General features: G+C 68.1%; 21 protein-coding genes and 1 other RNA gene. 11 read left to right on the plus strand and 11 right to left on the minus strand.

The annotated features are described in order from the left end of the window. The first annotated feature begins 274 nt into the window (after nt 1-274). Both C4B30_RS30445 and clpB read left to right on the plus strand, forming a co-directional pair. Nucleotides 275-793, plus strand: coding sequence for an Rrf2 family transcriptional regulator (locus C4B30_RS30445; RefSeq protein WP_027784614.1), 519 nt, complete (start codon nt 275-277; stop codon nt 791-793). Nucleotides 794-948: 155 nt separating this feature from the next. After that, the gene (gene clpB / locus C4B30_RS30450; RefSeq protein ID WP_027784613.1) at nt 949-3,546 is read left to right on the plus strand and encodes an ATP-dependent chaperone ClpB; all 2,598 of its coding nucleotides are present in this window, start codon (nt 949-951) and stop codon (nt 3,544-3,546) included. 115 nt (nt 3,547-3,661) lie between these two features. On the opposite strand, the gene C4B30_RS30455 is transcribed toward clpB, so the two are convergent. After that, nucleotides 3,662-4,093 (minus strand): YidB family protein, encoded by a 432-nt coding sequence (locus tag C4B30_RS30455; protein WP_027784612.1) that lies wholly within the window; start codon nt 4,091-4,093, stop codon nt 3,662-3,664. Between the two features lie 88 nt (nt 4,094-4,181). After that, entirely contained in the window at nt 4,182-4,784 is a 603-nt protein-coding gene (locus C4B30_RS30460) for a ComEA family DNA-binding protein (RefSeq protein WP_027784611.1), read from the minus strand. Between the two features lie 275 nt (nt 4,785-5,059). On the opposite strand from C4B30_RS30460, the gene C4B30_RS30465 reads away from it, so the two are divergent. Together C4B30_RS30465 and C4B30_RS30470 are read left to right on the plus strand one after the other, a co-directional pair. Continuing rightward, a complete protein-coding gene (locus C4B30_RS30465) occupies nt 5,060-5,521 on the plus strand; it encodes a MerR family transcriptional regulator (protein ID WP_027784610.1) in 462 nt (153 codons plus the stop codon). Continuing rightward, entirely contained in the window at nt 5,505-5,939 is a 435-nt protein-coding gene (locus tag C4B30_RS30470) for a carboxymuconolactone decarboxylase family protein (RefSeq protein ID WP_027784609.1), read from the plus strand. Before C4B30_RS30465 ends, C4B30_RS30470 begins: the two co-directional genes overlap by 17 nt. Before the next feature lie 19 nt (nt 5,940-5,958). Here the strand turns inward: C4B30_RS30470 and C4B30_RS30475 are convergent, their stop codons facing one another. Further along, a complete protein-coding gene (locus tag C4B30_RS30475) occupies nt 5,959-7,878 on the minus strand; it encodes a sigma-54-dependent Fis family transcriptional regulator (RefSeq protein WP_027784608.1) in 1,920 nt (639 codons plus the stop codon). Nucleotides 7,879-8,407: 529 nt separating this feature from the next. Between C4B30_RS30475 and C4B30_RS30480 the strand changes: the two genes are divergently transcribed. The 5 genes from C4B30_RS30480 to lipA all read left to right on the plus strand — a co-directional run bounded on the left by C4B30_RS30480 (nt 8,408) and on the right by lipA (nt 13,665). After that, nucleotides 8,408-9,466, plus strand: coding sequence for an ATP-NAD kinase family protein (locus C4B30_RS30480; protein WP_027784607.1), 1,059 nt, complete (start codon nt 8,408-8,410; stop codon nt 9,464-9,466). A 68-nt stretch (nt 9,467-9,534) separates the two neighbouring features. Then, nucleotides 9,535-10,518 carry a thiamine pyrophosphate-dependent dehydrogenase E1 component subunit alpha gene (locus C4B30_RS30485; protein WP_027784606.1) on the plus strand — a complete coding sequence of 328 codons (984 nt, stop codon included), beginning with the start codon at nt 9,535-9,537 and terminating at the stop codon, nt 10,516-10,518. A 54-nt stretch (nt 10,519-10,572) separates the two neighbouring features. After that, complete coding sequence (locus C4B30_RS30490) at nt 10,573-11,577, plus strand: alpha-ketoacid dehydrogenase subunit beta (protein ID WP_027784605.1); 1,005 nt, start codon at nt 10,573-10,575, stop codon at nt 11,575-11,577. Between the two features lie 4 nt (nt 11,578-11,581). Continuing rightward, nucleotides 11,582-12,697, plus strand: a complete 1,116-nt coding sequence (locus tag C4B30_RS30495) for an acetoin dehydrogenase dihydrolipoyllysine-residue acetyltransferase subunit (RefSeq protein ID WP_027784604.1) — start codon at nt 11,582-11,584, stop codon at nt 12,695-12,697. A gap of 2 nt (nt 12,698-12,699) precedes the next feature. Continuing rightward, entirely contained in the window at nt 12,700-13,665 is a 966-nt protein-coding gene (gene lipA, locus C4B30_RS30500) for a lipoyl synthase (protein ID WP_027784603.1), read from the plus strand. A gap of 11 nt (nt 13,666-13,676) precedes the next feature. Here the strand turns inward: lipA and C4B30_RS30505 are convergent, their stop codons facing one another. From C4B30_RS30505 to trxA, 8 genes are all read right to left on the minus strand, one after another. After that, on the minus strand, nt 13,677-15,038 hold the full coding sequence (locus tag C4B30_RS30505) for an MATE family efflux transporter (RefSeq protein ID WP_027784602.1): 1,362 nt from the start codon (nt 15,036-15,038) through the stop codon (nt 13,677-13,679). Nucleotides 15,039-15,040: 2 nt separating this feature from the next. Then, the gene (locus tag C4B30_RS30510; protein ID WP_027784601.1) at nt 15,041-16,873 is read right to left on the minus strand and encodes an ArnT family glycosyltransferase; all 1,833 of its coding nucleotides are present in this window, start codon (nt 16,871-16,873) and stop codon (nt 15,041-15,043) included. Between the two features lie 143 nt (nt 16,874-17,016). Next, nucleotides 17,017-17,280, minus strand: a complete 264-nt coding sequence (locus C4B30_RS30515) for a type B 50S ribosomal protein L31 (RefSeq protein WP_027784600.1) — start codon at nt 17,278-17,280, stop codon at nt 17,017-17,019. A 159-nt stretch (nt 17,281-17,439) separates the two neighbouring features. Further along, the gene (locus C4B30_RS30520) at nt 17,440-18,273 is read right to left on the minus strand and encodes a zinc-dependent peptidase (RefSeq protein WP_027784599.1); all 834 of its coding nucleotides are present in this window, start codon (nt 18,271-18,273) and stop codon (nt 17,440-17,442) included. Between the two features lie 38 nt (nt 18,274-18,311). Further along, on the minus strand, nt 18,312-19,868 hold the full coding sequence (locus C4B30_RS30525; protein WP_027784598.1) for an MFS transporter: 1,557 nt from the start codon (nt 19,866-19,868) through the stop codon (nt 18,312-18,314). Beyond that, entirely contained in the window at nt 19,865-20,365 is a 501-nt protein-coding gene (locus C4B30_RS30530) for a MerR family transcriptional regulator (RefSeq protein ID WP_027784597.1), read from the minus strand. Before C4B30_RS30530 ends, C4B30_RS30525 begins: the two co-directional genes overlap by 4 nt. A 128-nt stretch (nt 20,366-20,493) precedes the next feature. Continuing rightward, complete coding sequence (rho, locus tag C4B30_RS30535) at nt 20,494-21,756, minus strand: transcription termination factor Rho (protein WP_006478662.1); 1,263 nt, start codon at nt 21,754-21,756, stop codon at nt 20,494-20,496. A 194-nt stretch (nt 21,757-21,950) separates the two neighbouring features. Beyond that, a complete protein-coding gene (gene trxA / locus C4B30_RS30540) occupies nt 21,951-22,277 on the minus strand; it encodes a thioredoxin TrxA (protein WP_006402348.1) in 327 nt (108 codons plus the stop codon). A gap of 387 nt (nt 22,278-22,664) precedes the next feature. Between trxA and ffs the strand changes: the two genes are divergently transcribed. Continuing rightward, an RNA gene (ffs, locus tag C4B30_RS30545) (signal recognition particle sRNA small type) lies at nt 22,665-22,763 on the plus strand. Between the two features lie 127 nt (nt 22,764-22,890). Beyond that, entirely contained in the window at nt 22,891-25,263 is a 2,373-nt protein-coding gene (locus tag C4B30_RS30550) for a DNA polymerase III subunit gamma/tau (protein WP_027784596.1), read from the plus strand. The last annotated feature ends 69 nt before the right edge of the window (nt 25,264-25,332 follow it).

A 25,332-nucleotide genomic window follows, 5' to 3' on the forward strand; every position in this document is an offset into this window, starting at 1 on the left:
GAGGCGGGCAGGGCAGTCATAACAAAAAAGGGCCGGTAGATCGGGGGCGGCGACGGGGCGACGGCATGGGCGACGAGCAGGACGCCGGCCGGATTTTGACGCAAAATAGCGTCCTGTAACCCCTGGAAAACGTGTAGATATCACGCATCTTATTGCGCGCACGCGATCCCGGCAACCCGGGGGCCGCGCAACGGCACCGTCAATCGGCCCTGCACGCATCGCGATCCGCCCGGCTCACGTAACGGGGCATGATCGATCTTTTCCGTATTCGCCCATGAGACTCACCGACTACACCGACTATTCGCTGCGCGTGATGCTGTACCTGGCCGTGCGCGGCGAGGGGCTCGCGACGATCCAGGAGATCTCGGACGCCTACGGCATCTCGAAGAACCATCTGATGAAAGTCGTCCAGCAGCTCGGCGAGCTGGGCTGGGTCGACACCGTTCGCGGCCGCAACGGCGGGTTGCGGCTGTTTGCCGATTCGCTGCAACTGACGGTCGGCCAGGTCGTGCGGGCGACCGAAAACGACTTCGCGCTGGTCGGCTGCTTTTCGTCCGACGGCAGCGAGTCGCGCGGCTGCGTGATCGAGCCGCAGTGCCGGCTGAAGGGCGTGCTGGCGGCCGCGCGCGATGCATTCTTCGCGGAACTCGATCGTCACACGCTCGGCGAACTGGCCGAGCCCGCGTCGCCGCTCGTGGCGCTGCTCGGCATCCGTCCGGTCGCGCTCGTGCGTGCCGCGCCGGTACCGGACGACGCGCCGGCCGCCGCCGAACCGTCGTCCAACGCCCACTGACACGCGCGCGCCGCGCGCTGCGCCCACCTCATCACGCCGCTGGACCGTTTTCAGGCTATCCGGCATTTTTTGCGCTGAATCAACCCGAATTTCGCTTGAAAGCCGCATAACCATCCTCATCTTGGTGTTAATCGAAAATTGGAGGTCTCGACTAAATGAGAATCGACAAGCTCACCACCAAGTTCCAGGAAGCACTCGCGGACGCGCAAAGCCTTGCGGCAGGCCGCGACAATCAATACATCGAACCCGTTCACGTCCTCGCGGCGCTGGTCGCGCAGCAGGACGGTTCGGCCCGCTCGCTGATGTCGCGCGCGGGCGTGCACGTGCAGGCGCTGCAAGGCGCGCTGAACGAAGCCATTTCGCGCCTGCCGCAAGTGACGGGCACGGGCGGCGACATCCAGATCGGCCGCGAGTTGGCCGGGCTGCTGAACCAGGCTGACAAGGAAGCGCAGAAGCTCAACGACACGTTCATCGCGAGCGAGATGTTCCTGCTCGCCGTGTCCGACGACAAGGGCGACGCCGGCAAGCTCGCCCGCCAGCACGGCCTCACGCGCAAGTCGCTCGAAGCCGCGATCGCCGCGGTGCGCGGCGGCTCGCAGGTGCACACCCAGGACGCGGAAAGCCAGCGCGAGGCGCTGAAGAAATACACGGTCGACCTGACCGAGCGCGCCCGTGCGGGCAAGCTCGATCCGGTGATCGGCCGCGACGACGAAATCCGCCGCTCGATCCAGATCCTGCAGCGCCGCACCAAGAACAACCCGGTGCTGATCGGCGAGCCGGGCGTCGGCAAGACCGCGATCGTCGAGGGGCTCGCGCAGCGGATCGTCAACGGCGAAGTGCCCGAGACGCTGAAGGGCAAGCGCGTGCTGTCGCTCGACATGGCCGCGCTGCTCGCCGGCGCGAAGTATCGCGGCGAGTTCGAGGAGCGCCTGAAGGCGGTGCTCAACGATATCGCGAAGGACGAAGGCCGGACGATCGTCTTCATCGACGAGATCCACACGATGGTCGGCGCGGGCAAGGCCGAAGGCGCGATGGATGCGGGCAACATGCTGAAGCCGGCGCTGTCGCGCGGCGAGCTGCACTGCATCGGCGCGACCACGCTCGACGAATACCGCAAGTACATCGAGAAGGATGCCGCGCTCGAACGCCGCTTCCAGAAGGTGCTCGTCGACGAGCCGAGCGTCGAGGCGACGATCGCGATCCTGCGCGGGCTGCAGGAGAAGTACGAACTGCACCACGGTGTCGACATCACCGACCCGGCGATCGTCGCCGCGGCCGAGCTGTCGCATCGCTACATCACCGACCGCTTCCTGCCCGACAAGGCCATCGACCTGATCGACGAAGCCGCTTCGAAGATCAAGATGGAAATCGATTCGAAGCCCGAGGAGATGGACAAGCTCGACCGTCGTCTGATCCAGCTGAAGATCGAGCGCGAAGCCGTGAAGAAGGAGCAGGACGAAGCGTCGCAGAAGCGCCTGCAGCTGATCGAGGAAGAGATCGACCGCCTCGGCCGCGAATATGCGGACCTGGAGGAGATCTGGACCGCCGAGAAGGCCGCGGTGCAGGGCAGCGCGCAGCTCAAGGAAGAGATCGAGAAGGTGCGGGCGGACATCGCGCGCCTGCAGCGTGAAGGCAAGCTGGAGAAGGTCGCCGAGCTGCAGTACGGCAAGCTGCCGCAGCTCGAGTCGCAACTGAAGCAGGTCACGCAGGCCGAAGAGCAGGAGCAGCACAACCCGACCCGCCCGCGCCTGCTGCGCACGCAGGTCGGCGCCGAGGAAATCGCGGAAGTCGTGTCGCGTTCGACGGGCATTCCCGTGTCGCGGATGATGCAGGGCGAACGCGAGAAGCTGCTGCACATCGAGGAAAAGCTGCACGAGCGCGTGGTCGGCCAGGACGAGGCGATCAGCGCGGTGGCCGATGCGATCCGTCGTTCGCGCGCGGGTCTCGCCGATCCGAACCGTCCGTACGGCTCGTTCCTGTTCCTCGGCCCGACGGGCGTCGGCAAGACCGAGCTGTGCAAGGCGCTGGCGTCGTTCCTGTTCGATTCGGAAGAGCATCTGATCCGCATCGACATGAGCGAGTTCATGGAGAAGCACAGCGTCGCGCGGCTGATCGGTGCGCCGCCGGGCTATGTCGGCTACGAGGAAGGCGGCTACCTGACGGAAGCCGTGCGTCGCAAGCCGTACAGCGTGATCCTGCTCGACGAGATCGAGAAGGCGCATCCGGACGTGTTCAACGTGCTGCTGCAGGTGCTCGACGACGGCCGCATGACCGACGGGCAGGGGCGCACGGTCGACTTCAAGAACACGGTCATCGTGATGACGTCGAACCTCGGCTCGCAGGTGATCCAGGCGATGACGGGCGCGCCGCAGGAAGAGATCAAGGACGCCGTGTGGCTCGAGGTGAAGCAGCACTTCCGTCCCGAGTTCCTGAACCGGATCGACGACGTCGTCGTGTTCCATGCGCTCGACCGCAGCAACATCGAGTCGATCGCGAAGATCCAGCTCGCGCGCCTGCACGACCGGCTCGCGAAGCTCGACATGGCGCTCGACGTGTCGCCCGCGGCCCTCGAACAGATCGCGAAGGTCGGCTACGATCCGGTGTTCGGCGCCCGGCCGCTGAAGCGCGCGATCCAGCAGGAGATCGAGAACCCGGTCGCGAAGCTGATCCTCGCCGGCCGCTTCGGCCCGAAGGACGTGATCCCGGTCGACGTCAACGACGGCCAGTTCGTGTTCGACCGCGTCGTTCACTGATCGCCTGCCGTCGGCAGCGCGCCCGGTTCGCACCGGGCACAAAAACAAACACCCCGCCTCGGCGGGGTGTTTGCTTATGGAGCGGCCGAACGGGCCGCCCGGTCGCGGCGGGCGCTCAGGCCTGCTTGTTGCCGCCGAACATGCCGGCGAGCTGCGTGAGCGTGCCGAGCACGTTCGACGTGTCGACCTGGCCGCCGGCCGGCACTTCGCCGTTCGGCGTCGCGCCGTTGACCACGTGCGGCAGCACCTGCGCGAGGATCGACGAGGCCTGCGACGGATCGATGCCGACCTTGCTCGCGAGCGAGCCGACGACGTCCGAGCCGAGCACGTTCTGCAGCGTGTCCGGCGAGATCGGCTGGTTTTCGCCGTTGCCGACCCACGAACCGATCACGTCGCCGGCGCCGCCGGCCTTGAACTTCTCGATCAGCCCGTTCAGGCCGCCCGGCTGGTTGTTGATGAATTCGAGCGCGGTCGTAATCAGCGCGCTTTGGGAGTTGCCGCCGGCCTGGCCGCCGATCAGACCGCCAACGATGTCGAGGAGACCCATGGTTCTTCACCTTCACTGAAAAGGGCGCCGTGACGACGGCGCCCGTTGAACGAATGCCGCGCGCACGCCGTCGCGCGCGCGGCGCACATCAGGCGCCCGACGCCGCGGCGGCGGAGGCTGCCTTGTCCTTCTTGCTCTTCTTCTTCGAACCCTTCGTCGCCTTCGTGGACGACGCGGCCGCCGGTGCGCTCGCACCCGCGTCGGCGGATGCCGCGGCAGCCGCTGCCGCCTTTTCCTTCTTCGATGCGCGCTTGGTCCTGGCCGGCTTGGAGGCCGCTTCCGGTGCGCTCGCCGTCGGCGCGGGCGCCGTACCGGCCGTCGCGGTCGTGGACGTGGATGCGGTGCCTGCCGACGTCGTGGTCGACGTGGTCGCGGACGTCGTCGCGGCCGGCTTCGACAGCTTCACGCCCTTCGGCGGCGTCGACGCGCCGCCGATCGTCAGGCCGTTTTCCTCGAGATGCCCGACCGACTTCGTGCCGAGGCCCTTCACGCGGTTCGCGAGATCGTCGGCGTCCTTGAACGGGCCGTTCTTGGTGCGTTCGTCGATGATCGCCTTCGACTTCACGGGCCCGAGACCCTTCACGGATTCGAGCGCGGCCTGGTCGGCCGTGTTGACTTCGACGGCCGCGGCAAGGCCGGCGGCGAGCGACAGCGATAGCGCGACGAACAGCATCAGCAGCTTTTTCAGCATGGCATAGGCTCCCTGGTTCTGACGGATGAATGGCTGTTGCAACGGACGACGGGGCGCGAGCTGGCCGGGCGTCGCCGTTAAGCATAGGACAAATGCGTGCCCTTTTTAAGACAGGCTGACCGAATCTTGCTGAAGGCTTGCGGTGCTGTAAAGGGCGAAACCGATACCGGGCGCCGATTTTGACCATTCTTTACGGTGTCGCCGGCGGTCGCGACACTGGCCGTTCGACAACGCTTGACTTAGAGTGAACTCTAACTCCTAACCTTGTTCCTGCCATGTCGAAAACCGTATCCCAACCCACCGCCGCCGGTCCGCTGACGATCGGGCAAGTCGCCGAACTGACGGGCGTGTCGACGCACACGTTGCGGTATTACGAGCAGGCCGGCCTGCTGCGCGCGATTTCGCGCACGGCGGCCGGGCACCGGCTCTATGCGCCGGCCGATCTTGACTGGCTGGCCTTCGTGATGCGCCTGAAGGCGACCGGCATGCCGATCGCGCAGATGCAGGCGTTCGCGGTGCTGCGCGAGCAGGGCGAGTCGACGTTCGGCGCGCGGCGCGACTTGCTGGTCGCGCATCGCGACGCGGTGCGCGCGCATATCGCGGAGCTGCAGGCGAGCCTCGAGGCGATCGGCGACAAGATCGCGTACTACGAGGCGCGGGAACGGGAAACGGAACGACGGGCGAATCCTTCTCACTCTTTATCGGAACAGGACGGACACGATGGAACGACTCGTTGAGGATCGCTACACGCGCGGCTGGAACAAGCTCAAGGAAATCGACGGCGAAGTGGGCGAACGCGTGATCGCGGCGCTTGCACCGATCGCGCCGGACTTCGGGCGGCTGCTGGTCGAATTCAGCTTCGGCGACATCTACAGCCGGCCGCAGCTCGACCTGAAGGCGCGCGAAATCGCGACGATCGCCGCGCTGGCCGCGCTCGGCAACGCGCAGCCGCAATTGAAGGTGCATATCGAGGCCGCGCTGAACGTCGGCTGCACGCGCGACGAGATCGTCGAGGTGTTCATGCAGATGGCCGTGTATGCGGGGATGCCGGCCGCGCTCAACGCGCTGTTCGCCGCGCACGAGGTGTTCACGCGGCGCGACGAAGCGGCGGGCGTGGCGAACGACACGAACGAAGCGGCCGGGCAGCCCGCATGACGGAGCATGCGCCTGCGCGTCACGCGCGATGCGGCGCGACGATCCGGTACTTCGCGATGCGCCGGTACAGCGTCGCGCGCGACATGCCGAGCGCGCTGGCGGCCGCGTCGGGCCGCCAGCGATGCGCGGTGAGCGCGGCGACGATGCGGCCGCGTTCGTCGTCGGGCAGCGCGCCCGCCGGGGCGCCGCCGAATTGCGCGGCGAGCTCGGCCGGCAGGTCGCGCTGAGTCACGCGCGCGGCGTCGCACACCGCGCACGCATAGCGCAGCACATTGCGCAGTTGCCGCACGTTGCCCGGCCAGGGGTGCGCGGCGAGCTGTTCGGCGAGCGTCGCGTCGAGCGTGAGCACGTGGCCGGTCGCCTGCGCTTCCTCGGCGAACACGGCGGCGATCACGTCGCGCACGTCCGCGCGTTCGCGCAACGGCGGCAGGTCGAACGTCGCGCCGCTCAACCGGTAGTACAGATCTTCGCGGAACGTGCCGTTGGCCACCATTCGCGCGAGATCGCGGTGGGTCGCGCAGATCACGTCGAGGTCGACGCGCACGGGTGTATCGCTGCCGAGCGGCACGACCTCGCCGTCGGCCAGTACGCGCAACAGACGCGTCTGCAGCGCGAGCGGCATGTCGCCGATTTCATCGAGAAACAGCGTGCCGCCGTCGGCGAGCGCGATCTTGCCGCGCGCGCCGTGCTTGCGTGCGCCGGTGAACGCGCCGGCCGCATAACCGAACAGTTCGCTCTCGATCAGCGCCTCCGGCAGCGCGCCGCAGTTGACGGCGACGAACGGCCGCGCGCGCCGCGCGCCGGCGTCGTGGATCGCGCGGGCGAACACTTCCTTGCCCGCGCCGGTTTCGCCGAGCACGAGGATCGGCAGCCGCTTGCTCGCGATGCGCAGCGCGAGTTCGGCCTGTTGCGCGATGCGCGGCTCGCTGCTGTTCAGGAACGGTGTCAGCGCGCCGACGTGACGCGGCGCGGCGCTGCCCGGGCGGCGCGATGCCGCGCCGGGTTCGCGGCCGGCGCGCCGTAGCGGCGCACGCAGCCGCGCGTAGAGCGGGGCGCCGGTCGCGCGCAGCCGCAGCGCGACGATCGCATCGAGCCGCGCGGCGTCGCGCAGCGGCATCTCGGTCGCATCGAAGATCTCGTCGATATGGCGCGGCTCGCGCAGCGCCGGCAGCGCGTCGCGCGCATGCCGGTTCGCGGCCACGATGTTGCCGCATTCGTCGAACGCGATCAGCCACTCCGGCTGCGCCTCGACGTAGTGACGGTTCGGATGCCCGAACAATATCCAGTGCTGCGCGGTGCTGTGCACGAAGTAGCCGTCCTCGATCAGCGCCGCGCTCTGCCGCACGAGCTGATAGACGAGGCGCTGGCTGTCGCGGCCGTCGGGCGAATGCACGGCCGACGCGTCGAGCACGCCGATCAGTTCGCCGCCCGGCGAGAAGATCGGCGCCGCGCTGCACGTGAGCGTCGTGAACGCCGCGCGAAAGTGATCGGTCTTGTGCACGGTGATCGGCGCGAGATCGGTCAGCACGCTCGCGACGCCGCAGGTGCCTTCCTCGCTTTCCGACCAGCACGAGCCGATGTGCAGCCCCGCGTGACGGAAGTCGTTGCGGCGTTCGCGGTCGATCCGGTAGTCGATCGTCACGCCGTGTGCGTCGGTCAGCATCACGCAGTAGTCGGCGACGCGGATCATGTCGTGCAGCCGCGTCAGGCACTGGCCCGACGCGCGCAGGAAGGCTTCCTCCTTGTCGCGCACCTCGCGCAGCTCGGCCGCGGTCAGCACGCGGGGGCCGATCGACGAAGCGGGGTCGAGACGGTAGCGCTCCAGCGACCGCTGCCACGACGACACGAGGCGCGCGGAATCGGCGGGCGCGGGCAGGCGTCCGGCGAGCGCGCCGAGTACACGATCGGCGTGCTGGGCCTGTGGGACGGCGTAGGGCATGGTCGGCTCCGGTTCCGTACGGCGGGGATGTCGCTGTTCTTGTAGCACATCCGGTCCGGCGGATCACATTGCATCGCAGCACGCAAGGCGCGTGAGACGGTCGTCTCACGGGTACCGCTCCGTGTCTCGCGCGGTTGAGACGGCCGCATGCGTGGCGTGCGGCGGTCGTCCGGCGGGTCGTTACATGCGCGGCGCCGCGCGAACGCAGGGTTTGCGGGCGCAATGCCGCACATGCGCGCGGGCCGCGGCGATCGCATCGCCGTATCGACGACGTGAGACGTCCCGGCGAATTCGACGTGCGCCGCGTCGTCACGGCCGCGCATCCAGAACACGCGCAGGCCCGCCGCGCCAGTGCGGACGCGGGTTTCGCGGCCATCGCACGCACGATGGCACGCCGCTTGCAGAGATGAGGGCAAGCCGGCGCGATCGCGTCGGCGACGACGATCCGCCGCCCGTCGATGGCAGCGGACGAAACGGGCGAAGCCGATGCGCCAATGCGCCGGCCCCCCAACTGGATGGAGACAAACCCGTGACGACGCCCGTTACCGTCGGCGTGATCGCGAACCCCGCTTCGGGGCGCGACATCCGCCGCCTCACGACGCATGCATCCGTGTTTCCGACCGCGGAGAAGGCGAACATGATCGTGCGCCTGCTGGCCGGCCTTGGCGCGATGGGCGTCGAGCGTGTGCTGACGCTGCGCGACCGCACGGGCATCGCGACGCTGCTGCTGCGCGCGATCGACACGCATCGCGCGGTCGCGCCGCACGAGCGCTGGCCCGAGGTCGAATTCGTCGACCTGCCGATCACCGATTCCGTCGCCGACACGCAGGCCGGCGCGGCCTATCTGCACCGGATGGACGTGTCGCTGATCGTCGTGCTCGGTGGCGACGGCACCCATCGCGCGGTGGCCGCGCATTGCGGCGCGACGCCGCTCGTCGCGCTGTCCACCGGCACCAACAACGCGTTTCCCGAACATCGCGAGGCGACCGTCGCCGGCGTCGCGGCAGGGCTCGCCGCGCGCGGCGCCGTGCCGGCCGAGGTCGCGTTCGTGCGCAACAAGCGGCTCGTCGTGCGCTGCGTCGCGGGCGCGCAGCCGGGGCGCGAGGAGATCGCGCTCGTCGACGTGTGCGCCGCGCGGCAGCGCTTCATCGGCGCGCGCGCGATTTCCGGCTCCGACGACATCGATTCGCTCTATCTCACATTCGCGGAACCGGACGGCATCGGCCTGTCCGCGCTCGGCGGCGCATGGGCGCCGCTCGAACGCAGCGCGCCCCACGGGCTCGCGATGCGCTTCGCGGAAGCCGGCAACGCGGCCGGCACACCGCTCGTCGCGCCGATCGCGCCGGGGCGCGTCGACCGTGTCGTGATGCGCAGTTGCGAGCGGCTCGAACCGGGCGCGTGGCACGCGATTCCGTTCGAGCGCGGCACGCTCGCGTTCGACGGCGAGCGCGAGATCGAGGTCGCGCGCGGCGATCGCTACGAGATTTCGCTCGATTGGCGCGGGCCGTTGACGGTCGATGTCGGCCGCACGCTGCGCTACGCATCGTCGCGGCAACTGCTGCGCGACGCCGGCGCGTGGCACGAGTGAACGCCAAAGTCCGCCGCCGCGGCCTGGCCGGGGCGGCATTCGCAGTCAGACCTACCCAGGAGACACACATGACCGCTTCGACACAGCTCAGCAGGGACAAGCTGCTGGACGCCTACCGGCTGATGCGCACGATCCGCGAATTCGAGGAACGCCTGCACGTCGAATTCGCGACCGGCGAGATACCCGGCTTCGTTCACCTGTACGCGGGCGAGGAGGCGTCCGCCGTCGGCACGATCTTGCACCTCGGCCTCGACGACTACGTGGCCACCACGCACCGCGGCCACGGCCATTGCATCGCGAAGGGCGTCGACGTGCACGGGATGATGGCCGAGATCTACGGCAAGAAGACGGGCGTCTGCCACGGCAAGGGCGGCTCGATGCACATCGCCGACCTGTCGATGGGGATGCTCGGCGCGAACGGGATCGTCGGCGCGGGCGGACCGCTCGTGTGCGGCGCGGCGCTCGCGGCGAAGCACAAGAAGACGGGCGGCGTCGGCGTGTGCTTCTTCGGCGACGGCGCGTCGAACCAGGGCGTGATCTTCGAATCGATGAACCTCGCGTCGGTGTGGCGGCTGCCCGCGATCTTCGTCGCCGAAAACAACGGCTATGCGGAAGCGACGTCGTCGAGTTGGTCGGTCGCGACCGACAACATCGCCGATCGGGCGAACGGGTTCGGGATGCCGGGCGTGATCGTCGACGGCTTCGACTTCTTCGCGGTGCACGAGGCGCTCGGCGAGGCCGTCGAACGTGCTCGCAACGGCGGCGGCCCGACGCTCGTCGAGGTGAAGTTCACGCGCTACTTCGGCCACTTCGAGGGCGATGCGCAAACCTATCGCGCGCCGGGCGAAGTGCAGAAGCTGCGCGACGAGAAGGACTGCCTGAAGCATTTCGAAACGCGCGTCGTGCGTGCCGAAGCGCTGACCACCGACGACCTGCGCGCGGTCGACGCACAGGTGAAGGCGTTGATCGACGACGCGGTCGCGCAGGCGAAGGCGGCGCCGCTGCCGGATGCCGCCGACCTGCTGGCCGACGTCTACGTGTCGTATCCGTGAGCGCGGCCTGACCCAGCGGCCGGCACGGCGAACCGAACATTCCAGGAGACAGACATGGCAAGGAAGATCACTTATTCGCAGGCGATCAACGAGGCGCTCGCGCAGGAAATGGCGCGCGACGACAGCGTGATCGTGATGGGCGAGGACAACGCGGGCGGCGCGGGCGCGCCGGGCGAGGACGACGCATGGGGCGGCGTGCTCGGCGTGACGAAGGGGCTGTTCCACAAGTTTCCGGGCCGCGTGCTCGATACGCCGCTGTCGGAGGGCGGCTATATCGGCGCGGCGGTCGGCGCGGCCGCGTGCGGGATGCGACCCGTCGCGGAACTGATGTTCATCGATTTCATGGGCGTGTGCTTCGACCAGATCTTCAACCAGGCCGCGAAATTCCGCTACATGTTCGGCGGCAAGGCCGTGACGCCGGTCGTGATCCGCGCGATGTACGGCGCCGGGCTGCGCGCGGCCGCGCAGCACTCGCAGATGCTCACGTCGCTGTTCACGCACATTCCGGGGCTGAAGGTCGTGTGCCCGTCGACGCCGTACGACGCGAAGGGGCTGCTGATCCAGGCGATCCGCGACAACGATCCCGTGATCTTCCTCGAACACAAGCTGCTCTATACGCGGGAGGGCGACGTCCCCGAGGAATCCTATGCGATTCCGTTCGGCGAGGCGAACGTGATGCGCGAGGGCGACGACGCGACGATCGTCACGTACGGCCGGATGGTGCATCTCGCGATGGACGCGGCCGCGACGCTCGCGAAGGACGGCATCCAGTGCGACGTGATCGACCTGCGCACGACGTCGCCGCTCGACGAGGAAACGATCCTCGAAAGCGTGGCGCGCACCGGGCGCGTGGTGGTCGTCGACGAAGCGAACCCGCGCTGCTCGATCGCGACCGACATCGCCGCGCTCGTCGCGCAGCGCGCATTCCGGTCGCTGAAGGCGCCGATCGGGCTCGTCACCGCGCCGCATACGCCCGCGCCGTTCGCCGGCGTGCTGGAAGACCTGTACATCCCGTCCGCCGATGCGATTGCGCAGGCGGTCCTGAATACGAGGAGCTGACACGATGTCGATTCACATGATCACGATGCCCAAGTGGGGGCTGTCGATGGAGCAGGGGCAGGTCAACGGCTGGCTGAAGGCGATCGGCGAACGCGTGGCGAAGGGCGACGAGGTGCTCGACGTCGAGACCGACAAGATCTCGTCGGGCGTCGAGTGCGCGTTCGACGGCACGCTGCGCCGGCAGGTGGCGCAGGAGGGCGAGACGCTGCCCGTCGGCGCGCTGCTCGGCGTCGTCGCGGCCGCCGATGCGAGCGACGCCGACATCGATGCGGCGATCGCCGACTTCCAGCGCGATTTCGTGCCGAGCGTGGCTGCCGACGAGGCGGCCGGCCCGCAGCCGGAGAAGGCGCAGATCGGCGGCCGCACGATCCGCTTCCTGAAGCTGGGCGACGGTTCCGGCACGCCGGCCGTGCTGATCCACGGTTTCGGCGGCGACCTGAACAACTGGCTGTTCAATCACGCGGATATCGCCGCGCACCGGCCGGTGTGGGCGCTCGATCTGCCCGGCCACGGCGAGTCGGGCAAGGCGGTCGAGACCGGCAGCCTCGACGAACTGGCCGACGCGGTGCTCGCGCTGCTCGATGCGCAGCAGATCGAGCGCGCGCACCTGATCGGCCATTCGATGGGCGGCGCGGTCGCGATGACGGCGGCCGAGCGCGCGCCGCAACGCGTCGCCTCGCTCACGCTGATCGCGAGCGCGGGGCTCGGCGCCGACATCAACCGCGCGTACATCGACGGCTTCGTCGCCGGCAACAGCCGCAACACGCTGAAGCCGCATCTCGGCGCGCTGTTCGCGGACAACGCGCTGGTCACGCGGCAGCTCGTCGAGGATCTCGTCAAGTACAAGCGGCTCGAAGGCGTGCAGGCCGCGCTGGAGAAAATCGCGCATGCCGCGTTCGACGGCGCCGCGCAGCGGCGGGTGTTCCGCGACCGGCTCGCGACGCTCGCGCCGCGCACGCTCGTGATCTGGGGCGAGCGCGACCAGGTGATTCCCGCGCGGCATGCGCAGGGCTTGCCGGACGGCGTGCGCGCCGAGGTGATCGCCGGCAGCGGGCACATGGTGCAGATGGAGGCGGCCGCCGACGTGAACCGCCTGATCGTCGCGTTTCTCGGAGACTGACGATGGCCGCCGCGCTCGAACGACCCAGCCTCACGGCGCTCGGCCAGCCCGGCGCGAGAAGTCGCGACAAGCTCGCGCGCATTCCGGTGCGCGTGGAGCCCGCGGCCGGCGCGGCGCTGCCGAAGCCGCCGTGGCTGCACGCACGGCCGATGATGAGCGCGGCGGTGGCCGACATGGCCGCCGTGCTACGCGAGCATCGGCTGCATTCAGTCTGCGAGGAGGCGATGTGTCCAAACATCGGCGAGTGCTTCGCGCAGCGCACCGCGACCTTCATGATCATGGGCGGGCTGTGCACGCGGCGGTGCCCGTTCTGCGATGTCGCGCACGGCCGTCCCGAGCCGCTCGATCCCGACGAGCCCGCGCGGCTGGCCGACGCGGCGGCGGCGCTCGGGTTGCGCTACGTCGTGATCACGTCGGTCGACCGCGACGACCTGCGCGACGGCGGCGCCGCGCATTTCGCCGCGTGCATCGCGGCGGTGCGCACGAGCGTGCCGGGCATCGGCGTCGAGGTGCTGACGCCGGACTTCCGCGGCCGCGCGGCCCGTGCGCTCGACGCGCTGTCGTCGGCGTGGCCCGACGTGTTCAATCACAACATCGAGACGGTGCCGTCGCTGTACCGGGCGGCGCGGCCGGGCGCCGACTATCGCGGCTCGCTCGAACTGCTCGCGCAGGCGAAGGCCGCGCGGCCGACGCTCGTGACGAAATCGGGATTGATGCTCGGGCTCGGCGAGCGCGACGACGAGGTGCGCGACACGCTGCGCGACCTGCGCGCGCACGAGGTCGACGTGCTGACGCTCGGCCAGTATCTCGCGCCGTCGGCGCACCATTTGCCGGTGCGGCGATACGTGAGCCCGGACGCGTTCGCCGCATGGCGCGACGAGGCGCTCGCGCTCGGTTTCCGGGAAGTCGTCGCCGGCCCGCTCGTGCGCTCGTCGTATCACGCGGCCGACGTGCTGGAGGACGCGTAGCGCGTCGCGCGTCAGGCCGCGGCGGCGGCGGTGGCGTGTGCGCGGCTGATGCGACGCAGGTACAGCACGAGTCCCGCGCCCGCCAGCATCAGGCTGACCGTGTTCGCGAACCAGAAGCCGCGCGCGCCGGTCAGCCATGCGGGCGCGATGCCGCCGACGTCGAAGCCGAGCACGTAGCCGCCGCTGAGTCCGACGCCCCACAGCGCGACCGCGTAGATCACGGTCGGCACGACCGCCACCTTGTACGCGCGCAGCACGAACGCCGACGTGACCTGCAGCGCATCGAACACGTGGTAGCACGCGACGATCGCGACGAGCGGCATCGCGGCCGCGGCGACGGCCGGGTTCGGCGTATAGCCGCCGACGATCAGCGGGCGCAGCGCGAACACGAGCACGCCGTAGGCGGCCGCGATACCGCACGCGAACATCACGCTGTGCCGGCCGAGCAGCCGGGCTTCCTCGGCGTGTCCGGCGCCGAGCGCGCGCGCGACCAGCGTCGACGCCGCCACGCCGATCGACAGCGGCGTCATGTACAGCACCGCGCCGATGTTGCCGGCGATCTGGTGGCCGGCGAGAGTCGTCGTGCCGAACTGCGCGATGAACAGCGCCATGCACGTGTACGACGTGACCTCGATCAGGTACGACAGGCCCATCGGCACGCCGAGCTTCAGGATCGCCTTCTGGCGCGCCCACACGGGCCAGCAGAAGCGCGAGAAGATCGCGAGCGGCGCGAACACGTCGAGCTTCGCGAGCAGCGCGTAGCCGATCAGCGCGAGCGCCCAGTTGATCAGCGTGCTGGCGAGCCCGCAGCCGGGGCCGCCGAGCGCCGGCACGCCGAAGCCGCCGAAGATGAACCACACGTTCAGCGGAAACTTGAGCAGCAGGGCGCCGATCTGCAGGATCATCGCGAGCCGCGGCTTGCCGGCCGCGTTGGTCAGCGCGTTGTAGATACGGAATACGAGGCTGGCGGGCAGCCCGTACGACAGGATGCGCAGGTAGTCGACGGTGCGCTCGTGCAGCGCGGCGGGTGCGTGCGCGACGCGCAGCAGCGGCTCGGGAAAATGCAGCAGCAGGAAGCCGGGAATCGAGAGCAGTAGCGCGAGCCACAGCGCCTGGCGCACTTCCTCGCCGATCTCGGCATAGCGCCGCGCGCCGTACAGTTGCCCGGTGATCGGCTGCAGCGCGGACAGGATGCCGGTCAGGCCGATATAGATCGATACGTAGATCGACGAGCCGAGCCCGAGCGCGGCGAGATCGACGGCCGAGTAGCGGCCGACCATCGCGGTGTCGATCACGCCGAACGCGATGATCGCGAGCTGGCCGATCAGCACCGGCCACGCGAGACCGACGATCCGGCGGACGTCGCCGAACATCGTCAATCGGCCGCCTGGCGGCGCGGCGGACGCCGCTTGACGGGCGTCTTCGGCCGTTCGATGCGCTCGTACAGGCGGAAGCGCTCGTCGCGGTCGGCAACGCGGCGGCCTTCCCAGACGAGCCGCCATACGTATTGCGACATCGCGCTCGGCTCGCCGAAGTCGGCACGGTCCTGGCGCAGGATCACGTCGCAGTCGCCGGAGAAATCGAAGTGCATGTCGCCGAAATACGCGAAAGTCGCGATCTGCGCGTCGCCGAGCCGCACCGGCGAGATGCACTCGTAGTCGGACGGCAGGTGCACGGCGATCTGTTGCGCGACATCGCGATAGGTCCGGCCGTAGTTGACGATCGGCAGCCACAGCGTCATCAGCAGCACCCACATCAGCGTGGTGCCCGCGCTCGACAGCACGACGCTGCGCCACAGCACCTTCGGCTGCCGCGAGACGCGCCAGCGCACGAGGAAGCACCAGCACACGGTGACGATCACCGCGCAGATGAACGACAGGATCTTGAAATGCGGCTCGTAGCCGGGCACGAGGCGCGCGAGGTTGCGCGCGAGCGGATGCGGGAAGCCGGTGAGCGACGCGAGCCACACGAGCCACACGAAGGTGCCGAGGATCGTGAAGCTCAGCACCGCGAACCAGTCGATCGCGTTGATCGCGCCGCGCTTGAGGGTCGGCAGCGCGAACGTCGCGAGCACCGCGAGCGGCGGCAGCAGCAGCATGTACATGCGGTTCGACTGCTGGCTTTGCAGGATCACGAGCGCGACGAGCGGCACGGCAACCGACAGCGGAATCGCGATGTGCGCACGACGGCGCATGCCGGCCCAGCTCCACCACGCCCAGATCGCGAGCGGCCACGCGGGCCACGTGAACAGCGGCAGGTTCTTCGCCGCATAGCCGAGCACGGCCGTCGGCGGGCCCGAAAAGCGCATCAGGCTGCCGTGGATCCACTGGTTGAAGAACCAGGCCGCGTCGTCCGGCGCCGCGACGAACGCGGCGAGCGGCCAGAGCGCGAAGATCGCGGCCGCGAGCGGCACGCCGACGAGCGGCAGGCGCAGGTTGCGCATCTCGGGCGTGACGAGCCACAGCGCGGCCGTGCCCGCGAGCAGCGCGACGACCAGCACCGGGTTGCCGGACAGCGCGACGAGGCCGATCGCGAGGCCCCACCACAGTGCGCCTTGCAGCGGCTTGTCGATGCCGCGCACGATCCCGTACACCAGCATCGCGATCCACGCGAACTGCGCCAGCTGCGGCGTCGTTTCGTGCCCGCGTTCCGCGAGACCGAAGCAGGCGACGAGCACCAGCAGCGCGCCGTCGCCGAGCGTGCGGCCATAGTCGCGCGGCTCGGGTTCGCCGCCGAATGCGTATTTGAACGGTTGAACCTCGGCGCGCCGGCCGAGCAGGTAGGCCGCGTACCAGACGAACGCGCACGCGACGCAGAACAGCACGCCGGTGTCGACACGCGACGCGTTGCTCGCGTCGACCCACGGGCCCAGGCCGCGGATCGACAGCGCGCCGAGCCAGTAGCCGAGCGGCCCGTCGGTCGTGATGAACTTGCCGACCAGGTTCGGCAGCAGCCAGTCGTGCCAGCTGCCCTTGGCCATCGTCCACATCACGCCGAAACCCGCCGCGTCCTCGTTTTTCCACGGGTCGCGGCCGAACAGGCCGAAAGCCGCGTAGACGAAGCAGAGCGTGAGCAGCAGCCAGCGCGGCAGCGCACGCGTGGCGGAGGCGGTGAGACGGACGACAGGCTTCATGCAGATGAGCGATTTGTTATGGGCGGGCGGCCGGCGCGGCTGCGCGCGGTCGAGCCGGTTTCGAGCATCCGGCATTGTAGTCGCGCCCGCTGTTGTGCGTCAGGCCGTTGCCCGGGCGCCGGTCGGCGCCTTCCGGGCGAGCAGAGACAAAAAAGGGCAGCCTGGGCTGCCCTTTCGTGCGGTACCGGTGCGTTGCAACCACCGGATCGGTGCAAAGCTTACTTTGCAGCCTTGCCGTTGGCGCGTGCGCCGAACTTGTTCTTGAACTTCTCGACACGGCCTGCCGTGTCCATGATCTTTTGCTGACCCGTGTAGAACGAGTGCGATTCCGACGACACTTCGATCTTGGCGAGCGGGTAGGTCTTGCCGTCGAGTTCGATGTTTTCACGCGTCTGGATCGTCGAGCGCGTGATGAACTTGAAGCCGTTCGACATGTCTTGGAAGACGACTTCGCGGTAATTCGGGTGGATGCCTTCTTTCATGGTCTTTCCTTGGTGAGAGCGGTAGCCAACCCGCCGCTTGCCGTGCCGGCGTGCGCGAATTCGCGTATCACCAGACGACGCCAAGCCCGGCGCGAGCCACTTGCCTAAGGTCGAAAAACGGCGATTATGCCAGAAAATCAGACGGTTGACGAATAATTTTCATGGTGCGTCGAGCGCGCCGGTGCCGGCCGGATCCTGCCGGTAGTAGCGCGCGAGCAACCGGTACAGCTCCGGAAATTCGGACTCGAACGCTTTCGGCCGCACGAACAGCGCCTCGCTGCACACCGCGAAGAATTCCGACGGATGATCGGCCGCATAGGGATCGATCAGCGAGTCCCGCTCGAAGCGCGCCCACGCGCGGTCCGGCACCGCGTCGACGCGCCCGCAGAACTGGTCGTATGCGTGTTCGAACACGTCGGCCCACGCCTGTGCGTCGAGATGCGGCGCATGCCAGCGGCGAAAAAGGGGCGGATAGCCGTCGGCCGCGCCGTTGACCATGTCGATCTTGTGCGCGAACTCGTGAATCACGACGTTGTACGCGTCCCGGCCGTCGGTCATTTGCGCGTCTTCCCACGAGAGGATCACGGGGCCGCCTTCCCATGCCTCGCCGCTCGCATCCTGCTCGACTTCGTGGACGACGCCGTCCTCGTCCTGCACGGTCTTGCGGATCACGAATTCGCCCGGATACACGACGACGCCGACCCAGCCGTCGTACAGCGACAGGTCGAGATTCAGCACGGGCAGGCAGGCCTGCGCGGCGATCGCGACGATCATCGCGTCGGTGAGCTCGAGCCCGTGCGCGGTCGAAAACGATTTTTTCGCGACGAACAGGCTCGTCAGCTCGCGCAGCCGGCCGAGCGCGTCGGGCGGCAGGGTCGCGAGGAACGGCAGGCGCTCGACGGTTTCCTGCCACAGCGCGTCGGGAATCGGATGGCTGCGCAGCGCGCGGTCGCGGCGGCGGTCGTCGAACCAGCGGGTCAGTTTCGAAAGCATGGAGGCCGCGGATGAAAAACCAAAGCCTGTCTTTTAACTCAATCGATCTGTTTTTGCCATGCCGCGAAGAGGCCGCCGACGAGCGCCACGCCCGCGAGGAAGTAAAAGCCGTCGAGCGACGCGAGGAACGACGCCTGTTGCGCCACCATCCGCGCGATCGACGCGATCGCGAGGCCGTGCGCGTCGTTCAGCGCGTGGCCGGCGGCCGCATAGCTGCGCGTCAGCGCATCGACGGTCTGCTGGAACAGCGGATCGAACACGTTCGCACGCTCGACGAGCCGTGTCTGGTGCACGGCCAGCCGGTGCTGCTCGACGATGATCACCGACGACGTCGCGAACGAGATCGTCAGTTGCCGCACGATGTTCTTCAGCCGGTAGCCGTGCGTGTATTCGTCGATCGCGAAAATCCGGAACGTGAGGTTCGCGACCGGCAGCACGATGAACAGCAGCAGCAACCCGCGCAGCAGCAGCGGGACGATCAGCGCGGCTTCGCCGACCTGCGGCGTCATCCGGGTCATCCACAGCGCGGCCGTGACGGCGATCGCGAACCCCGGCACGACGAACCACTTCTTGTGCGTGACGAATTTCGCGTAGCGCAGGTAGGCGAACAGCGCGGTGGCGGAGATCAGCGACATCGTGCCCACCAGGCGCCCGGCGTTCTCGACCGGATAGCCGAGCCCGCCCTCGAGAAACCGCGACGTCAGGTAACTGAAGCCCGTCGTCTCGTAGTAATAGAACATGTAGAGCAGCAGCCCGATCTGGAACGTCCGCTCGCGAAACGCATGCAGCCGCACGAGCGGCGTCGGGTGATGCCACTGGTGATACGCGAACCACGCGAGCGCGCCGAGCCCCGCGATCGTCAGCAGGATCAGCATCGGCGAGCCGCTGTAGAGCTGGTAATGCACCTGCTGCAGCACGATCTGCAGCGCCCCTTGCGCGAGCGCGAACACGACGTACGGCCAGAAATGTCCGGAACCGCGTTCGTCGTCCGGCGTGCGGCCCGAATCGGGCAGCGTGAGCAAGGCGAGGATCGCGAACGCGATGCCGGCCGGCGCCGTGCACGCGAACAGTGCGCGCCACGTCGAATGCGCGACCAGCAGCCCGCCGACGATCGGCGCGAGCGCGCTGCCGAGCAGGATCATGATGAGGAATGCGCGCGTCGCGGGCGGACGCTCCTGCGGCTTGAAGCTGATCTGGATCAGGATCCGGCACGCACCCATCATCGGGCCGATGAAATAGCCCTGAAAGCCGCGCGCGAATGCGAGCTCCAGCGACGTGTCGGCCAGCGCCGCCGCGATCGCGCCGAACGAGAACATCAGCATGCAGCCCGCGACGTAGCGGCGATGGCCGAGCCGGTCGACCCACCATTGCTGCTGCAGGATGCCGAGCACGGCCGTGACCGCGTAGGCGCTCGACGACCAGACGAGTTCGTCGGGCGACGCGTTGATGCCGCCCGCGATGTAGCTCGCGAAGAACGAGAAGGCGGCGTTGTCGAAGTAGTCGATGCCGGTGACGAGCGCGAGCGCCCACGGGAACAGGTCCGCGCGCAGGTTCGCGCGGCTCCACAGCGGCGGCCGGCCCGGCACCGCGTTCATTCGCGATCCTTGCGCGCGCGCCGCGTGCCGGCTTCGGCCTGCCGCTGCGCGATCAGGACCTCGGCGTTTTCGCCGGCGAGGCGCCGTTCGACGTAGTCGATGTCGTGCTGCAACTCCTTGCGCAGCGCGACGGCTTCCTTCAGCTCGCGCTGGACGGCCGCGATCCGCCGGTCGAGCGTATCGATCTGCTCGGCCAGGCCCGCGCGGATGTCGCGCAGCGACGCATCCGAATAGCGGCGCCGGCCGTCGCCGGTTTCTTCCAGCGGGCGCTTCAGCATTTCGGTGATGCCGTGCAGCGAGAAGCCGAGCGCGCGCAACCGCAGGATGCGCGCGAAGCGCTCGAGGTCGGCTTCGTCGTAGAGGCGGTAGCGGCCTTCGCTGCGCGACGGCGTGACGAGCCCGCGCTCTTCGTAATATTTGAGCGTGCGCGGCGTGACGCCGAGCCGCGACGCGGCGTCGCTGACGGTCAACAACGGGGTGGAGGCATCGTTCGGCATCGGGTGGGCGAGATTCGGCGGGACGATGACGCGATTATAGATCAACCTGTACGTTCACGTTCAGGTTGAGATCGAAAAACGGCCGCCGGGCAGGTTGCGCGGGCGGCCGTGTCGCGGAGCGGGGGCGATCAGCCGCCGCGGCGCATCAGGTCGAAGAACTCGGAGTTGCTCTTCGTCTGACGGATCTTGTCGAGCAGGAATTCCATGGCCTCGACTTCGTCCATGTCGTGGATGAACTTGCGCAGCACCCAGATTTTCTGAAGGATCTCGGGCTTGATCAGCATTTCCTCGCGACGCGTGCCCGACTTGTTCAGGTTGATCGACGGATACACGCGCTTTTCCGCGAGACGGCGCTCGAGGTGCACTTCCATGTTGCCGGTGCCCTTGAACTCTTCGTAGATCACGTCGTCCATGCGGCTGCCGGTTTCGATCAGCGCCGTGCCGATGATCGTCAGCGAGCCGCCTTCCTCGATGTTGCGTGCCGCGCCGAAGAAGCGCTTCGGACGTTGCAGCGCGTTCGCGTCGACACCGCCCGTCAGCACCTTGCCCGACGCCGGGATCACGGTGTTGTATGCGCGCGCGAGACGCGTGATCGAGTCGAGCAGGATCACGACGTCGTGCTTCATTTCGACGAGGCGCTTGGCCTTCTCGATCACCATTTCGGCGACCTGGACGTGGCGCGTGGCCGGTTCGTCGAACGTCGAGGCGATCACTTCGCCGGCGACCGAGCGCTGCATTTCGGTCACTTCTTCCGGACGCTCGTCGATCAGCAGCACGAACAGGATCACGTCCGGGTGGTTTTGCTTGATCGCGTGCGCGATGTGCTGGAGCATCACGGTCTTGCCCGACTTCGGCGACGCGACGAGCAGGCCGCGCTGGCCCTTGCCGATCGGCGCGATCATGTCGATGATGCGGCCCGTGACGTTTTCCTCGCCGCGCATTTCGCGTTCGAGCGACAGCGGCTTGTTCGGATGCAGCGGCGTGAGGTTCTCGAACATGATCTTGTGTTTCGAGGCCTCGGGCGGCTGCCCGTTGACTTTGTCGACCTTCACCAGCGCGAAGTAGCGCTCGCCGTCCTTCGGCGTACGGACTTCACCTTCGATGGTGTCGCCGGTGTGCAGGTTGAAGCGCCGGATCTGCGACGGGCTGATGTAGATGTCGTCGGTGCTCGCGAGGTACGACATTTCCGGCGAGCGCAGGAAGCCGAAGCCGTCCGGCAGCACTTCGAGCGTGCCGTCGCCGAAGATCGTCTCTCCCGTCTTGGCGCGCTTTTTAAGAATGGCGAACATCAACTCCTGCTTGCGCAGGCGGTTCGCGTTTTCGATCTCCAGGCCATTGGCCATTTCGATCAGTTCGGACACGTGCAGAGACTTGAGCTCGGATAAATGCATACGGGGAACCCGCCAGGGAGGAGAAGCGACGAAAGAAAATAAGGGAGGAGGGCGAGCGGAAGCGCTCAGAGACTTAATGCGTCTTGCCGACGTTTTTTAATTCTAGCATAGGCCGATTCGCGCTTGAGCGAGCGATCGTCGGCTTGACGACGGACGTGTTGCCGACTGACAACACGTCCGCGGAACTGCCGGTATTACAGATGGCTGTCCAGGAATGCGGTGAGCTGCGACTTCGACAGCGCGCCGACCTTCTGCGCGGCGGCCGCGCCGTTCTTGAACAGGATCAGCGTCGGGATGCCGCGCACGCCGAATTTCGCCGGCGTGGCCTGATTGTCGTCGACGTTGATCTTCGCGATCTGCAGCTTGTCGCCGTAGTCCTTCGCGACTTCGTCGAGGATCGGGGCGATCATCTTGCACGGGCCGCACCATTCGGCCCAGAAATCGACGAGTACGGGCTTGTCGGACTTGACGACGTCCTGTTCGAACGATGCGTCGCTGATGTGTTTGATCTGTTCGCTCATTGGGTCAATACCTCTTACGGTTCGGGGACTGCCTGCTTGCGCGTTGCGGCGTACCGGCCGCCGTGGGCTGCCGGCCGCTGCGGCAGGTCACTCCGCCTTCCGGAAAGAGGGCGTAAGCGCTGCATGCCGCGGCTCGCGGGTCGTTCGGGCGTCATATTAGCCTAAATTGCTATCTGCTGCGGGCGGCGATAGTAGCCGCTACGCGAGTAGGGGTACGACGCGACGTTCGACCGTCGTGCCACGCAGGTGGAGGCCGGTCCGCGAATTACAAGGGGCGGGCCGCATTCGACGTGTACAAGTGGACGACGTGCCGGTTTGCCCGGCGATATTCGCATTGATGCGAACAAACGGTCGCATTCGTCCGGAAGCGGTGATAGAATATGCCGTGACGGGCCTCCTCGCATGGTGGGGCGGTGAACCTGGTCAGGTCGGGAACGAAGCAGCCACAATCGTTTTCTGCCAGTGCCGAGGGTTGGGCTCGTCACCTTCCTTCTCGCCCCGTTCGCAGGGCGTTTTTTATTTCTGCGTCACACTCCGTTCGACCTGCGCCTTGCCCGTGTTCCGCACCGTTTCGCGTGTCGGCGCGACGCAGCGTTACTGATACAATTTCCCGATGACCTATCAAGTTCTCGCACGCAAGTGGCGTCCGAAGGATTTCGCTTCGCTCGTCGGCCAGGAGCACGTCGTCAGGGCGCTCACGCACGCGCTCGACGGCGGGCGTCTCCATCACGCCTATCTGTTTACCGGAACCCGCGGTGTCGGCAAGACGACGCTGTCGCGGATCTTCGCGAAGGCGCTCAACTGTGAAACCGGCGTCACGTCGCAGCCGTGCGGCGTGTGTCGCGCCTGTCGCGAGATCGACGAGGGCCGTTTCGTCGACTACGTCGAGATGGATGCGGCGAGCAACCGCGGCGTCGACGAGATGGCCGCGCTGCTCGAGCGCGCGGTGTACGCGCCCGTCGATGCGCGCTTCAAGGTCTACATGATCGACGAAGTGCACATGCTGACGAACCACGCGTTCAACGCGATGCTGAAGACGCTCGAAGAGCCGCCGCCGCACGTCAAGTTCATCCTCGCGACGACCGATCCGCAGAAAATCCCCGTCACCGTGCTGTCGCGCTGCCTGCAGTTCAACCTGAAGCAGATGCCGGCCGGGCACATCGTGTCGCATCTCGAGCGGATCCTCGGCGAAGAGCGGATCACGTTCGAGCCGCAGGCGCTGCGTCTGCTCGCGCGCGCCGCGCAGGGCAGCATGCGCGACGCGCTGTCGCTGACCGACCAGGCGATCGCCTATTCGGCGAACGAGGTGACCGAGTCGGCGGTGTCGGGCATGCTCGGCGCGCTCGACCAGACTTACATGGTGCGCTTGCTCGACGCGCTCGCGGCCGGCAACGGCCCGGAAATCCTCACGATCGCCGACGAGATGTCGCTGCGCAGCCTGTCGTTCTCGACCGCGCTGCAGGATCTCGCGAGCCTGCTGCACCGGATCGCATGGGCGCAGTTCGCGCCGGGCTCGGTGCTCGACGAATGGCCCGAAGCGGCCGACCTGCGTCGTTTCGCGGAGACGCTGAGCCCCGAACAGGTTCAATTGTTCTATCAGATCGCGACCGTCGGGCGCGCCGAGCTCGGCCTGGCGCCGGACGAATACGCCGGTTTCACGATGACGCTGCTGCGGATGCTCGCGTTCGAGCCGACCGTTGGCGCCGGCAGTGCGCCGGGCGGCCAGCCGTCCGTGCCGCCGCGTACGGTGCCGGCCCCGCGCGCAGCCGCGGCACCGGCAGCCGCCGCGGCGAAGCCGGTATCGGCCGCGCCCGCTGCCGCAGCGCGTCCGCAAGCCGCGGCGCCGGCTGCACCGGTCGCACGTTCGGCGCCGGCGCAATCAAGCGACGAAGCCGAGCGGCCGGCCGCCCAACCGGTTGCCGTCCCGTCACCGGCAGAGTCGGCAGCACCGGCACCGGCACCGGTCGCGGCCCACGCACAAGCTATCGAGCCGCCGCAGCCGGAAGCGAAGGCAGTGCCCGCAGTCGACATGCCGCCTCCCGCGCACAAGGAACCTGAGCCGCCTGCCGTTGCCGCCATGCAGCGAAACGACGAACCGGCTCCCGCGGCCGAACCGGCGCCGCGCGCTGCATCGCCCGAACCCGCCGCCGCGCGGTCGGCGCGCGCAGGCGGTGCCGCCGCCGCGCTCGACGTGCTGCGCAATGCGGGGATGCGCGTGTCGTCGGACCGTGGGCGCGCAGGCGCTGCTGCCGCCAAGCCGGCGGCAACCCAGCCGGCGGCCGACAAGCTGGCCACACCGCGTCCGGCCGTCCAGGTGCCGACGCCGCGTGCCGCTGCCCGTGCGCCGCAAGCAGCCGATTCGCGCCAGCCGTCGCCGCCTTGGGAAGACATCCCGCCCGACGACTACGTACCGCTCAGCGCCGACGAGATGTTCGGCGGTTCCGACGACGGCTTCGTGCCGGTATTCGACAGCGGTCCCGACGACGTGCGCGTGACGCCGAAGCCGGCGGACGCGCGTCCGGCCGCGCCGATCGACTCGCGCCCGTTGCCGCCCGCGATCGCGCTCGATCCGATCGGCTTCGACGGCGAATGGCCGGCGCTGGCCGCGCGGCTGCCGCTGAAGGGTGTCGCGTACCAGCTCGCGTTCAACAGCGAACTGACGGCCGTCGATGCGACCGCATTGAAATTGTCCGTGCCGGTGCCGCAGTATGCGGACGCCGCACAGGTGGCGAAGCTGAAGGCCGCACTGGCCGATGCGCTCGGCAAGCCGGTCGAGGTGAGCGTCGAGGTCGGGCCCGCGCGGCGCACCGCGGCAGCGCTCGATGCGGCCGCACGCGCGGCGCGCCAGCGCGAAGCCGAGCAGGAGATTCACGGCGATCCGTTCGTCCAGCAGCTCGTGCGCGAGTTCGGTGCGCGCATCGTCGACGGATCGGTGCGCCCGCTCGCCGATTCGGCGCCGGACGGCGCCCCGCCGACGCTGCATTGAACTGACCGCCCCGCGACAGGCACAATCACGCCCCGCACACATTGGCCGGCACGCGCCGCGTGCCGGTTT

Source organism: Burkholderia sp. BE12 (genome assembly GCF_002959955.1).
Taxonomy (GTDB): Bacteria; Pseudomonadota; Gammaproteobacteria; order Burkholderiales; family Burkholderiaceae; genus Burkholderia.

What these genes read in the sequence shown, in the direction of transcription:
- C4B30_RS30445 (WP_027784614.1), top strand. Translation starts at nt 275, where the DNA reads ATGAGACTCACCGACTACACCGACTATTCGCTGCGCGTGATGCTGTAC.
- clpB (WP_027784613.1), top strand. Translation starts at nt 949, where the DNA reads ATGAGAATCGACAAGCTCACCACCAAGTTCCAGGAAGCACTCGCGGAC.
- C4B30_RS30455 (WP_027784612.1), bottom strand. Translation starts at nt 4,093, where the DNA reads ATGGGTCTCCTCGACATCGTTGGCGGTCTGATCGGCGGCCAGGCCGGC.
- C4B30_RS30460 (WP_027784611.1), bottom strand. Translation starts at nt 4,784, where the DNA reads ATGCTGAAAAAGCTGCTGATGCTGTTCGTCGCGCTATCGCTGTCGCTC.
- C4B30_RS30465 (WP_027784610.1), top strand. Translation starts at nt 5,060, where the DNA reads ATGTCGAAAACCGTATCCCAACCCACCGCCGCCGGTCCGCTGACGATC.
- C4B30_RS30470 (WP_027784609.1), top strand. Translation starts at nt 5,505, where the DNA reads ATGGAACGACTCGTTGAGGATCGCTACACGCGCGGCTGGAACAAGCTC.
- C4B30_RS30475 (WP_027784608.1), bottom strand. Translation starts at nt 7,878, where the DNA reads ATGCCCTACGCCGTCCCACAGGCCCAGCACGCCGATCGTGTACTCGGC.
- C4B30_RS30485 (WP_027784606.1), top strand. Translation starts at nt 9,535, where the DNA reads ATGACCGCTTCGACACAGCTCAGCAGGGACAAGCTGCTGGACGCCTAC.
- C4B30_RS30490 (WP_027784605.1), top strand. Translation starts at nt 10,573, where the DNA reads ATGGCAAGGAAGATCACTTATTCGCAGGCGATCAACGAGGCGCTCGCG.
- C4B30_RS30495 (WP_027784604.1), top strand. Translation starts at nt 11,582, where the DNA reads ATGTCGATTCACATGATCACGATGCCCAAGTGGGGGCTGTCGATGGAG.
- lipA (WP_027784603.1), top strand. Translation starts at nt 12,700, where the DNA reads ATGGCCGCCGCGCTCGAACGACCCAGCCTCACGGCGCTCGGCCAGCCC.
- C4B30_RS30505 (WP_027784602.1), bottom strand. Translation starts at nt 15,038, where the DNA reads ATGTTCGGCGACGTCCGCCGGATCGTCGGTCTCGCGTGGCCGGTGCTG.
- C4B30_RS30510 (WP_027784601.1), bottom strand. Translation starts at nt 16,873, where the DNA reads ATGCCGGATGCTCGAAACCGGCTCGACCGCGCGCAGCCGCGCCGGCCG.
- C4B30_RS30515 (WP_027784600.1), bottom strand. Translation starts at nt 17,280, where the DNA reads ATGAAAGAAGGCATCCACCCGAATTACCGCGAAGTCGTCTTCCAAGAC.
- C4B30_RS30520 (WP_027784599.1), bottom strand. Translation starts at nt 18,273, where the DNA reads ATGCTTTCGAAACTGACCCGCTGGTTCGACGACCGCCGCCGCGACCGC.
- C4B30_RS30525 (WP_027784598.1), bottom strand. Translation starts at nt 19,868, where the DNA reads ATGAACGCGGTGCCGGGCCGGCCGCCGCTGTGGAGCCGCGCGAACCTG.
- C4B30_RS30530 (WP_027784597.1), bottom strand. Translation starts at nt 20,365, where the DNA reads ATGCCGAACGATGCCTCCACCCCGTTGTTGACCGTCAGCGACGCCGCG.
- rho (WP_006478662.1), bottom strand. Translation starts at nt 21,756, where the DNA reads ATGCATTTATCCGAGCTCAAGTCTCTGCACGTGTCCGAACTGATCGAA.
- trxA (WP_006402348.1), bottom strand. Translation starts at nt 22,277, where the DNA reads ATGAGCGAACAGATCAAACACATCAGCGACGCATCGTTCGAACAGGAC.
- C4B30_RS30550 (WP_027784596.1), top strand. Translation starts at nt 22,891, where the DNA reads ATGACCTATCAAGTTCTCGCACGCAAGTGGCGTCCGAAGGATTTCGCT.